Here is a 12,280-nt window from a genome sequence, read left to right on the forward strand (position 1 = left end):
TAAGTTGGTAATTCCATTTAATACAGCTTCCTAACATAATGATAATACAAGATTTGTGATATGCCAGTTATGACAAGGATGAGGCGGTTAGGCCGACAATATTTGTGAATGCTCACACGATCTCATCATTTATCTATGTAACAGAATGGCGCTCTGAGTGTGCATTGGTTCTTTTTCTGCATGATTACCTCGTTTTGTTATATTTAATAGAGGGAGATGGATATGTCTTTGCTTAATGAGCAGAACATAGATAAAGGGGACCTCGATGGTTATGAAAGTTAGGAAAGGCGGTTATGCGACATTTTTGTGATTTTGTTCAGGACATCGGCTTTATGGAAGGTCAATTGAGCGTCTGTTCCATTTATGCTGAGCCGACGTTTAATTATCATTCACATCGTTATTTATTAGGCGATGAGGCCAAAAAGCGGGTTTACGATTATCTGACGAGCGCGCCTTTATTTATGCAAAATTTTGGATCACTTGAGCAAGCTTCTTTCATTTTGGGTTTCTCTTTTGGTGATAGTGATTGTGTGAATCAAGAGCTCGCCAACCTTGCGTGTATCGCTCATCAAGACGCACCCGCACTTCCCCTCTACCTCCAACAAGAGATTGCGGTACTGGCTCCAAATTTACCGTCGATTCCCCTCGAAGAGCAGCAATACCAAACGACACGAGATGTGGCAGAAAAAGCCACGCGACATCAGAAAGGCAGAGAGGTGGCTGTGCTCGCGCAAGCTTGGCATGCGAAACGGTGCATTGAGACGTGTCAATCGATTGGCTTAGATGTCGTGGCATTAAGAGTCGTGAATGGCTTTCCGGCGAATGATCCTCAACCTTGGGTACGAAACCCAATTAATTGGGTAATCAAAGAGAGCCTCCGTGATGTTGGTACGGGTTATGAAATTAGTCAGCAGTAATCAATTAGTTTGACCGCGCAAAACGAAAACACCGTCTATACTCAACTTTATAATTATATGCAACAAAGTTGGTTAGGCTATGGTTCGTCGAGATAACAACCCGTTCGATGCGGTTCGCAAGGAAATTTGGGCTGCGATCGCATTTAGTTTGGGTGTGAATTTATTGGTGTTGGCTGTCCCAATCTACAGCTTACAGTTGTTTGATAGGGTCATGAGCAGTGCTAGCCTTGAAACATTAATGGCCTTGCTCGCCTTAACGGTTTTTTTAGTGACGTCCCAAGCGTTACTTGAATACATACGCACGTTGCTGATGCAGCGCTCAGCACTAAAGTTGGATGAGACTCTCAGTGGGGATTTGTTGGCAAAAAGTATTGCCGAATCTTCCAAAGCGAATCGCATTGAGAAACATGCGTTACAAAACTTAACGACGTTACGTAATTTTTTAGTTTCCCCTTCGACGTCTTCAATTCTCGATCTTCCGTTTACCCCGTTGTTTTTATTATTGCTGTTTGCTTTTCATCCTTACATTGGCGTGGTCGCTCTGGTTGGCGTCTGCGTTTTCGCCGGTCTAGCGGCCATGATGATGTTGGGAGGCCGAAGAATCAGTGCCGAAGCTCAAGAAACGACCGCCAAAGTCAGCATGGAATTAAATGACTATCTGAGAAATGCGCCGACCTTAAAAGCCATGGGCATGAGTGAAAATGTGGGTAAAGCATGGCGTGAAACGAATGCCAGTGTGCTGTATTTACAATGGTTGGTTAATTCACGCGTGGGCCTGCTTCTTGCGATTAGCCGCTATTTTCGCACCTTGTTGCAAGTGGCCGTATTAACCTGTGGTGTCTATCTTGCCCTCCAGCAACAGATAGGAATAGGCGCGGTGATCGCAAGCTCGATCTTGATTGGGCGTGTATTAAGTCCGTTCGAGAGTGCAGTGAGTGGTTGGAAGTCTTGGTATAGCGCGTTCAAGGCTTGGCAGAGTCTCAATAAAACCATCACAGAAGAGTCAAAGATACAAAGAACGCTGTTGCCGGAGCCCAAAGGCGACATTCAGTTTAGTAATGTAAGCCTAAAGTTTGCCAATGCAAGTAAGCCCACGATTCAAGGCGTCAGCTTTAAGCTAGGGGCTGGGAATGCGCTCGCGGTGATGGGGAATTCCGGTTCTGGGAAATCAACGTTAGCGGGGCTGCTGATGGGCATCCAACAGCCGAGTATGGGTGAAATCACGATCGATGGTGCGAGTATTGAAAAATGGGACTTGAACCAGTTCGGGCAATATATCGGTTATTTACCGCAACACGTTGGGCTGTTGGCTGGCACGGTAAAACAGAATATTTGTCGCTTTACTTGCGGTGATGATGCCGCCGTGGTGAGTGCCGCCAAGCTCGCTTGTATCCATGAAATTATCATGACACTTCCCGATGGGTACGACACCTATATCGGAGAAGGTGGAGTGCTGTTATCGGGCGGGCAAAAGCAGCGCATAGGTTTAGCCAGAGCCATCTATTCCAACCCTAAAGTGCTGGTTCTTGATGAGCCGAACTCTAACTTAGACCCTGAAGGGGAAACCGCTTTAGCCATCGTATTACAGCATTGCAAGGAGCATAAAATTACGGTGGTTATGATCAGCCACCGACCGGGTTTCTTACGCCAAATGGATTGGGTGATCAAACTCAAAGAGGGTCGAGTGGAAAAAGCGGGGACCAGCGAGCAATTCTTGGGCCTTCATATCGAACCAGAACTGGTTGAAGACAGAGCAAGCAAAACCGCCTAGGAGTGATTATGCAGGGAAATTTTAGTACAAGACGACTCATTCTCACTGGGCTGTGCGTTCTTATTATCACAGTCGGTGGGTTTATTACGTGGTCGATGACTTTGCCTTTAAGCTCGGCATCGGTCGCGCAAGGCAGTTTGGTGGTCGAAAGCAAGCGTAAACAAATTCAGCACTTGCAAGGGGGTTGGGTTAAGCAGGTTTTCGTTAAAGAAGGGCAAAGTGTTGAAGTAGGGCAGGCGCTTATTGAATTGTCAGATACCAAAGCCGAAGCGGATTACCGTCGCTTTCTCTACCGTAACTATTCCTTATTGGCACAGCGTGCTCGTTTGAACGCGTTGGTCAACGATTCAACAAAAATTGTGTGGTCAAAAGATCTGAATATCGACCGTGACGAGTTGGTGGTTGAGGCTTTACTACGCAGCGAGGATGTGCAATTTGAACAAGCGTTACTGCGCCAGCAATTGCTTGAATCGCAGTACCAGCAGCGAATCGCGCTCTATGAAGAAAAAATCAAAGGTAATCAGTTTCAAAAAAGCGCGATTTCGACGCAGAGAGATTTAGTGCAGCAAGAGGTTTCGATGACCAAAGGGTTGGTTGATAAAGGTTACGTTTCTAAAACCCGAATGTTGGAGTTATTGCGTCACCAAGCGCGCATTGATGCGGAGTTGGCGGAAGTGACATTAACGATGGAATTGGCTGGCCGCGAGCTTGAAACGTGGCATCAAACCCATCAAAACCAGTTGTTGGATCTAAAGCGAGAGTACTCAAGCCAACTCAAAGTGGTGAATGATGAATTAAGGGATGTGCAGCAGTTGATCACTACCGCGCTCGATATTCGCGAACGTATTTTGATTCGTAGTGAATTTGCGGGGCAAGTGGTTGGTATGAACATCGCGAATATCGGAGGCGTCATTAAACCGGGCCAAGTGTTAATGGAAATCGTGCCAGAGAGTGATGAGCTGATTGTCGAGGCCATCGTGTCACCGAAAGACATTGACGTTGTACGTCCTGGATTAGATGCACGGGTGCGCTTGACGGCCTACAGCGTGAGAAATACGCCACCGGTCATTGGTGAGGTCTTGCATGTCTCGGCAGATAGAGTGTCGCAAGGAAGCTCGAATGAAGAGATGACACAAGGCTATTTAGTGACGATTCGATTTGATCCTTCCTCGGCAGAGAATTTGATCCAACATCATGGTGTTGAACTTTATCCGGGCATGTTGGCAGAGGTGTTGATTCTCGGTGAAGAGCGCACTCTGTGGGATTATTTGATGAGCCCAATATTAAGTGGCTTAAATAAAGCAATGAGGGAAGTGTAGTGACACAAGAAATGTTTTTTTGGCTTTGTTTCTACGGTTTTTTTATGGTGGCCGCGACAATGGTTGGGTATCACAAAAACAATCTTATTGCGGGGGTGCTTTTGGGGTATGTTTTAGGACCCATTGGGCTTATGTTGATGATAATGAGCAAAGATCGTCGTCATGGCGCTTGCCCGCATTGCTCTGCGAAAGTCGATCTGCACGCGTATTATTGTCCGCGCTGTGAAAATAAATGCTACAAACAATTAGTGTAGCGGCTAGTCTTACTTGATACGGGGTTGAGAGAGGCGATTCTTTGGGCGTAACTTTCTGACGAGTGACTGACTTTGATTGGTCAATGCCCAAACAATATCAAGCAGGATGAGTATAAGAGGCGGCGCATAAGCCGCCTTTTTACGTATGCGCTCTATGTGCCTTGGTGGAAAATTGATGATTGACGCATGATTGGCGTAGAGTACGAGTCAAAGAAAAGGCCCACATTTGTGGGCCTTTACGCTTATGTCACTTCCGGTGAGGTGACGAGATTATACGTCCGAGGTGCCCGGGAAGTTAATGTCGCTGTCGTCTAAGTCACTCCAAATAACCACTTCTTGGCCTGCGTCATTTTCAAAGCGATAGCCATATAGAGAACCCGTATCAATGTTGCTCGCTTGATAGATGCTTTGCACCGAATCACTCATTTCTACGTGGCTTTCGGTTAACTGCCAGCCCCAACCAGAGAGTTCAATACTGCTTGCGCCTGTACACACAAATTGACCCGCCGTATCACCGGAGGTGTTATTGGCCGCGATTTTATCCAGAGCCAGCGACAGTTCGGTATCGTTTGAGTTGATATTCACGCCTTCCAACTCTTGGAAAGTGTTGTGGCTCATGTCGATCATTTGGCTTTGGTTGTCGTCGCCGACCAAGAGTACATCAAAGTCAGCCCCGCCACTAAAGTGGACCATGTTCGGTTCACCGCTCGTCAGCTCGTTTGAGTCGAAGACTAATTGGTCGTTACCTGCGCCGCCAAAGAGTTGGTCAATACCTTCGCCGCCATTCAAGATGTCGTCACCGGTTTGGCCGTAAAGAGTATCGTCACCGGCATCGCCCGAAAGGGTATCATTACCGATGCCGCCATCGAGCGTATCGGCGTTATCGTTACCACTTAGCGTATCGTTACCTTCGCCGCCCGACACATAGTCTTCTCCGCTGCCACCGCTCAGCTTATCGTCGCCTTTCGCACCATAAAGCATGTCGTCTCCTCCATTACCAGATAACGTATCGTTACCGTCTTCACCGAATAGCGTATCTGCAGATCCACCACCAGAAAGGTTATCGTTGCCGGTTCCTCCCCAAAGGGTATCACTGCCGCCATCGCCGCGAAGTGTATCGTCACCTTCATTACCGTAAAGTGTATCGTTGCCTGACCCACCAGAAACGTAGTCATTACCTAGGCCACCGGTTAAGGTATCGTTGTCATTTTGTCCCCAGAGCGAATCATTGCCTTCATCACCTTGTAGTACATCATCACCCGAACCACCGTAAAGCTTATCGTTATCTGCGCCACCATAGAGCTTGTCAGCACCACTGCCGGCATTAAGATTGTCTTGGCCTTCGTCGCCATAGAGTTCGTCAGCGCCTGAACCGGTGGTGAGTGTGTCGTTGCCTTCTCCGCCGTATAGAGTATTCGCGCCAGCGCTGACCGTAATGGCATCATTACCTAAGCCGCCTTCGATGCGATTTGAGCCTCCTTGAGCGGTAATGGTGTCGTTACCGTCACCCCCGTCAATTTGGTTATGACCTTCGCCGGTCACTTGAATTTGGTCATTGCCGAGGCCACCAAGAATGGTATTGTTGTCCCCAGAGGCTTTGATGCTGTCGGCTCCTTCACCACCATCGATGGTGTTTGAACCTGCGCCTGATAATTCGATAATATCGTCGCCATCACCCCCTGAAACGGTATTATTGGCACCGCTGAGTTTGATCGTATCTTGGCCTTCGCCACCTTGTGCGACGTTATCGTTGGAGTCATCTTCGATGTAATCATCACCTTGGCCACCGATCAAGGTATCTGCGCCACTGCCACCCAGCAAGATGTCGTCGCCATCCTCACCGGATAAGGTGTTTGTGCCACCTTCACCAATGAGTTTATCTTGGCCGTCACCACCGAATAACGTGTCATTGCCAACGCCAGAGTAAAGTTCATCGTCCCCTTGGCCGCCTTGCAAGTTATCGTTGCCAGCACCACCAAATAGAAGGTCATTGTCTGCGCCACCAAAAACGGTATCATTGCCTTCACCGGCATCGATGAGATCTTGTCCTTCGTTACCGCTGAGGTGATCGTTACCCGCGGCGCCGTAAAGAGTGTCATCGCCTAGTCCGCCCGTGGCCGTATCATTACCAGATCCGCCAAATAGAGTGTCTTGGCCTTCATCTAGGCTGATGGTGTTATTGCCTGCTTCGCCATAAACCGTATCATCGCCCAAGCCTGCGGTGATGACATCGGCACCGTCGCCGGCATATAAATTATCATTGCCGTCCGCACCCGTAATCGTGTCGGCATCGGCCCCGCCATACAAGGTGTCGTCCGCGTCGCTGCCGACGAGTGTATCGTCACCTTCGCCACCAAAAATGTTGTGGCTGCCGGTTTCAGCGGCGTAAAGTGTATCGTTACCTTGCTCACCTAAGATGGTGTCTTGGCCATCGTCTCGCACGATATCGTTACCTGCGCCACCGGCAATAAAGTCGTAGCCTGCACCACCGATTAATTCATCGTCGCCCGCACCGCCAAAGAGGGCATCGTTACCGGCACCGCCTTTCACGATATCAGCACCATCGCCCGCATCGATATGGTCATCACCATCGCCTGCGTCGATGTCATCATTACCTGCGCCCGCAAAAATTTGGTCGATACCTTCGCCGGTGGTAATGGTATCGATATCAGTACCACCATAAACGGTATCGTTGCCTAATCCGGTATGGATGGTGTTCTGACCTGATTCACCATAAACCGTATCGTCACCGTCACCGGAATCAATGGAGTCTGTGCCTGAGCCCGCGAAAATGGTGTCGTCGCCTAGACCTGATTGGATTGTATCGTCGCCAGCGCCTCCGGAAAGAAGGTCGGCTTCATCATGGCCGAGGATAGTATCGTTACCATCTTCACCATAAATTTCGCTTCGACCCGTCCCACCATCTAAGGTGTCATCGCCTTTACCGCCGACTAAAATGTCGTCACCTTGGCCGCCGAGTAGGGTGTCGTCACCCGCATCGCCGATTAGGGTATCGTTACCTTCACCGCCTTCAACGTAGTCTTTGCCTTCGCCACCGAATACAGTGTCATGGCCAAGGCCTGCGGTGATCGTATCATCGCCGTCGTTACCTTCGATGATGTCGTCACCGGCATGAGCCGTAATGGTGTCATCGTCGGCGCCGCCATAGAGCTTGTCGCTCTCTTGGGAGCCGATGAGGGTATCTTGTCCTGCGCCGCCATAGAGTTCGCTCGCATTCAAGCCCGCAGAAATAGTGTCATTACCCGCTTCGCCAAACAGTTGGTTATTGCCTTGCTCACCTTGAAGGGTGTCGTTGCCTGAACCAGCAAATATTTGGTCGTTGCCTTCTCCAGCGTAAATGATGTCGTCACCCGCACCGGTAAAGGCTTTATCGTGCCCTTGACCAAGCGTCACGCTATCGACGCCATCACCTGAATAAACGGTATCGTGATCGTCACCAGCGTCGATGGTATTGTCACCATCACCTGCGTAAATGGTGTCATGACCTGTCCCGGTGCTGATTGAATCCGCACCACGGCCAGCGTACATTAAATCGTCACCTTCTCCGGTGGTTAATGTATTGTCCCCGTCACCCGCATAAATAGTGTCGTGGCCCGTGCCGGTTTGGATGACATCATCCCCCATGTCGGTGTAAACGGTGTCATCGCCACTACCGGAGTCGATGGTATTGTGGCCTGTTTCACCAAATATGGTGTCGCTTCCCGTACCCGTGCTAATCACATCATCACCAGAACCGGCAAAGACTTGGTCATCACCGTCACCAGTGGTGATGATATCGGCCCCCTCATTGGCATGAATGATGTCGTCACCTTCGCCACCATCGATTGTATCGTTACCTTCACCGCCAAACAGTTGGTCGTTACCTAAACCACCGGTCAACGTATCATCGCCCGCGTCACCATAGAGGATATCGTGACCCTCACCACCATCGAGTTGGTCATCGCCGAGTTCACCAACTAAGGTATCGTGCCCAGCGCCACCGATGACGGTATCATCACCATCGCCAGCAAGTAATAAATCGTCGCCCGCGTCGCCTGAAATTGTATCGTTGCCTGCGCCTCCGAGAACAAAGTCGTTCCCTTCGCCTGCGAGAATGGTGTCATCGCCATGCTCACCATGAATTTCATCATCGCCCGCATTGCCTTCTAAATAGTCGTTATCTTTGCCGCCAAATAGTTTGTCTTGGCCTTCACCACCAATCAGAGTGTCTTCGCCATCGTCACCAATTAAGGTGTCGTTGCCCAAGCCGCCTTCGAGCGTGTCATTGCCCAGTTCACCCATGAGGAGGTCATCCCCTTGGCCACCAAAGAGGGTGTCTTCACCGTCTGAGCCAAGCAATGTATCGTTGCCTTCGTCACCGTGAAGAATATCGTGACCAGCGCCGCCAATCAGGACATCGTCGCCTTGGCCGCCATGCAGGGTATCGTCGTTAATATCACCGTCGAGGAAGTCATTGCCGTCGCCGCCGAAGATGGTGTCGTCACCTTGCTGGCCTTTAAGAATGTCATCGCCCGCACCACCATCGATCGTATCATTGTAAATGTTACGAACTTGCACGTTCATGTCATCAACGGTTGCAACTGTGTCGCCTTGTTCGTCGATAAACGTCAGTACGACACTGCCGTTACTTGGGAGTGATTGCACGGGAATGTCGATGTCGATACTGATGGAACCGTCATCTGCCACGGAGGCAAGTTGAGAGGTAATGAGATTGCCTTGTTCGTCGGTAATCTCGATGGTCACCTCAGTGTTGGCGGTGAAACCACTGGCCGTCGTTGAGGTTTGAACCGATTGGTCAACCACGAAGTTATCGAGGTTTAACGCATGGCTTATTTGTTCGCCACTTTGAGAATCATATTGATAAACGGTGTAGGCAGTGCCCCAAGAGTCATCATTATCTTGTGGTTCTTGATCCTGAGTCAGTGCGTATTCAACATCACCGAGAATGGTGTCAGAGCCTTCTCCAGCAGAAATTTTGTCGCTGCCTTCGCCCCCTGCGACATAATCGTCGCCAGACAGCGTCGAGATATCATCGTTACCCGATTGACTGTTAATCACATCGTCTTCTGACGTACCAATGATCGTGTCGTCGTGTTTAGTGCCTTCCATAAGCCTTCTCCTAGCCATTGACTGTGAATCCTTGGTATTGCAAGTGTGATACCAGGTTCATAATTTTGCTTATAGAAATAGACTAGTAGTTGGTGGGGGAATTGCCACGAAAGTTTAATTTGTTAATAAAAACAATCGTTAAAATGAGAAGCTGTAGGCGAGAGTTATCGCTCCATCTTTGAAGCGACCGGTGTCTTCTCCGCGATCGGATGCGTTCCACCGATTCCCAGAATAATTGTTATATTGCAAAGTAATCGTCCCTGGTCTCCAATCAAAATAACCAAAACCGTAGGTGTAGTCTGGGTTCCAAGGCTGTTGCTGCGCTTTGTCAAAATAGTAAAAGGCCGTTCCGTTCACGTACCAGTTGCCGAAAATGGAATATTTACAGCCAAGGCTAAGCGTTTGGTGATTTTTTTGGTAAGACGTGGACGCTAAGTCGAAATACTCGGGTGTATGGTTAAAATCGACTTGGCAGCCGATCGCACCTTGTTCAGTAAAGCTAATCCAGTCTTTTATAGGGCCTGTGACGGGGAACTTCCAACCTAGGGCCCAAGTACCTTGATTAAACTCGGTCACTCGGCTGTTGCCATCGGGCGAGAATCGATTCCCGCCATAATTTGAGTAGACCAAACTTAATGTGTATGGCCGCCAATCGCTGTAACCAAAGACGTAGGTAAAATCGGGGTTCCACGCTTGCTGTTGGTCTTGATCCCAGTAGTAATAGGCCGTCCCAGAAATAAACCACGCACCCGCAATGGTATATTTTAACGAGAGTGTTGAGGTGGTATTGCTGTTTGATGGACCACTCGTGGCACCGGCGGGTAAGTTGGCAGACTCTGTTTTCGCTAAAGGGTGGTGATAGCCAATATTACCGCTTAATCCTTGCAAAAAAGTACGCGATTGCCATTCTTCATAAGGAAAGTCGAACGAGCTACTCACGCCATTCCAAATGTCATCCAACTCTGTATAGGCCCCACGATCATCCGCAGCCACTGAGGGCGTGCTGGTTGTGATGACATGTTTAGAAGGATTCACTGCCATAGGGCTAGTGTTTGAGAGATATTCATCTGCAAAAACCGCACTCGCCCCTAGATTAGCGACAGGCAAGAACAGCAGCGTATAAAAAGTCCTTTTATTCAATTTGCCGGCTTCCATTTAAATTAGGAGATGGGGTCGATAAGTTTAAGATAAATATACTAAATTATTTGCATTGCAACTAATCGAGTCTAACCTAAAGTTATAGAGCTTGCGAATATGTCTACAAAATAAAAACCATCGCAATGCTGAAACGATACGAAAGTTAATCGTACCAACGTCAAACATAATAAATGATAAGGCTAGGGATGAAGGAAATTCTGCTGGTTGATGACAGCCGAACCATTCTTATCTATATGAGTTCGGTGCTTAAAAAACGGGGATATAGAGTCTTCACGGCGGCAAGCGGTGAGGAGGCTCTTGACGTGCTTGGCTCCCAAAATAGCATCCAATTTGTGCTCTCTGATTGGATGATGCCCGGAATGAGTGGAATCGACTTGTGTCAGACACTGAAGTGCCACAACTATGGGCGCTATATCTTCTTTGTACTGCTGTCCTCCAAAAATGATCAAGAATCCATTATCAATGGCATTGATGCGGGCGCTGATGACTTCGTCGATAAGAAAACATCGGTAGAAGAACTTGAAGCGCGTATTCGGGCTGGTTTCCGTTCTTTGGCTCTACACAATGATCTGTTGGCAAAAAATCACGAACTTGATCAAGCCTACGAAACCATCAAGCGTGATTTGGATTCTGCGGGTGATTTGATCAAACAAATACTTCCAAAAGCAAAGACGTTCCCTTGCGCTGAACTCAGCTATGTTTCGATTCCAAGCGCCCAAATTGGGGGCGACATGCTTGGCTACATGCAACTCGATCCCAATCATATTGCTTTTTATCTTTTCGATGTTGCAGGGCACGGTGTCTCTTCTGCTCTTATGTCGTTTTCGGTGCAGCAAAGTTTATCGGTCGTGAGCGGAAACGCATCGGTCGTGATGCGGCAGGGACAAAATGGACTCGAAATCACGCCGCCAGAAGAAGTGATAGAAAAACTCAATCAAATTTATATGAGTGGTGAAACAAACGTTCTTTACTTCACCATGATTTATGCCGTTTTAAATACGAAAACAGGCTTGATGTCATATTGTTGTGCTGGCCACCCCCCTTTAGTTTGGTACCACGGCAGCAATGGCCAGGCCGAATTGATTGGCCACGATAATTTTGTCGTCGGGGCGTTTGATGATGTTGACTACCAATCGTCCATTATCCAGCTAGAGGCGGGCGATAAAGTTTGGTTTTATTCCGACGGTATTACTGAAGCAGATAATGGTTCCGAGCAGTTTTCAGAAATTGGTTTAAGAGATGCGATTGAATCCCTTAACCAATACCCAACCCAACAACAAACCGCGATGGTGGTTAAATCTGTTCAGCAATGGCGTAACAAGGATTGTTTTGATGATGATGTCAGTGTACTCGTCACTGAATGGAAAGGATTTATTGAAGGAGAAGATCAATGCGATATGAGATTAGTGAAAAAGGAAACAGCACAGTTCTTCAAATAAATGAAGAACGTTTTGACGCAAAACTGGCCCCAGAGTTTCGAGCGCAGATTGAAGCGCTGATGGGGGATCTTTCGACGCATTTGGTGTTAGATATTGGTGATGTGAAATTTATGGATAGCAGTGGTTTGGGGGCGGTCATGGGCGTGTATAAGTTGCTTCGTGATAAAAAAATCAGTGTCGCAAACCCTCAAAAACCCGTCAGAGATCTGTTTAAGTTAACACGAATGGATCGCCTAATTAAAACATACGATAGTGTTGATGCCGCTTTGGCTACCGCTGTTTAGGAGAAAGG

Annotated in this window: 7 protein-coding genes; 5 read left to right on the top strand and 2 right to left on the bottom strand. The window is 48.2% G+C overall.

Features of this window, described 5'->3' with window-relative positions; all coding sequences use genetic code 11:
* The first annotated feature begins 293 nt into the window (after nucleotides 1-293).
* From OJ16_RS17830 to OJ16_RS17840, 3 genes are all read left to right on the top strand, one after another.
* A complete protein-coding gene (locus OJ16_RS17830) occupies nucleotides 294-917 on the top strand; it encodes a hypothetical protein (RefSeq protein WP_040992610.1) in 624 nt (207 codons plus the stop codon).
* Between the two features lie 79 nt (nucleotides 918-996).
* Nucleotides 997-2,688 (top strand): type I secretion system permease/ATPase, encoded by a 1,692-nt coding sequence (locus tag OJ16_RS17835; RefSeq protein ID WP_040992611.1) that lies wholly within the window; start codon nucleotides 997-999, stop codon nucleotides 2,686-2,688.
* A gap of 8 nt (nucleotides 2,689-2,696) precedes the next feature.
* Entirely contained in the window at nucleotides 2,697-4,007 is a 1,311-nt protein-coding gene (locus tag OJ16_RS17840) for an HlyD family type I secretion periplasmic adaptor subunit (protein ID WP_040992612.1), read from the top strand.
* A 524-nt stretch (nucleotides 4,008-4,531) separates the two neighbouring features.
* Here the strand turns inward: OJ16_RS17840 and OJ16_RS17850 are convergent.
* Together OJ16_RS17850 and OJ16_RS17855 are read right to left on the bottom strand one after the other, a co-directional pair.
* Nucleotides 4,532-9,391 (bottom strand): beta strand repeat-containing protein, encoded by a 4,860-nt coding sequence (locus tag OJ16_RS17850; protein WP_040992613.1) that lies wholly within the window; start codon nucleotides 9,389-9,391, stop codon nucleotides 4,532-4,534.
* Between the two features lie 138 nt (nucleotides 9,392-9,529).
* The gene (locus OJ16_RS17855) at nucleotides 9,530-10,432 is read right to left on the bottom strand and encodes a hypothetical protein (RefSeq protein ID WP_236688454.1); all 903 of its coding nucleotides are present in this window, start codon (nucleotides 10,430-10,432) and stop codon (nucleotides 9,530-9,532) included.
* A gap of 302 nt (nucleotides 10,433-10,734) precedes the next feature.
* Here OJ16_RS17855 and OJ16_RS17860 point away from each other — a divergent pair, with 302 nt between their 5' ends.
* Both OJ16_RS17860 and OJ16_RS17865 read left to right on the top strand, forming a co-directional pair.
* Complete coding sequence (locus OJ16_RS17860; RefSeq protein ID WP_040992614.1) at nucleotides 10,735-11,988, top strand: PP2C family protein-serine/threonine phosphatase; 1,254 nt, start codon at nucleotides 10,735-10,737, stop codon at nucleotides 11,986-11,988.
* Entirely contained in the window at nucleotides 11,940-12,272 is a 333-nt protein-coding gene (locus OJ16_RS17865) for an STAS domain-containing protein (RefSeq protein WP_040992766.1), read from the top strand. The genes OJ16_RS17860 and OJ16_RS17865 overlap by 49 nt, the downstream gene beginning before the upstream one ends.
* Nucleotides 12,273-12,280 lie beyond the last annotated feature (8 nt).

Origin of the sequence: Vibrio renipiscarius, assembly GCF_000827885.1 — a bacterium.
Lineage (GTDB): Bacteria > Pseudomonadota > Gammaproteobacteria > Enterobacterales > Vibrionaceae > Vibrio > Vibrio renipiscarius.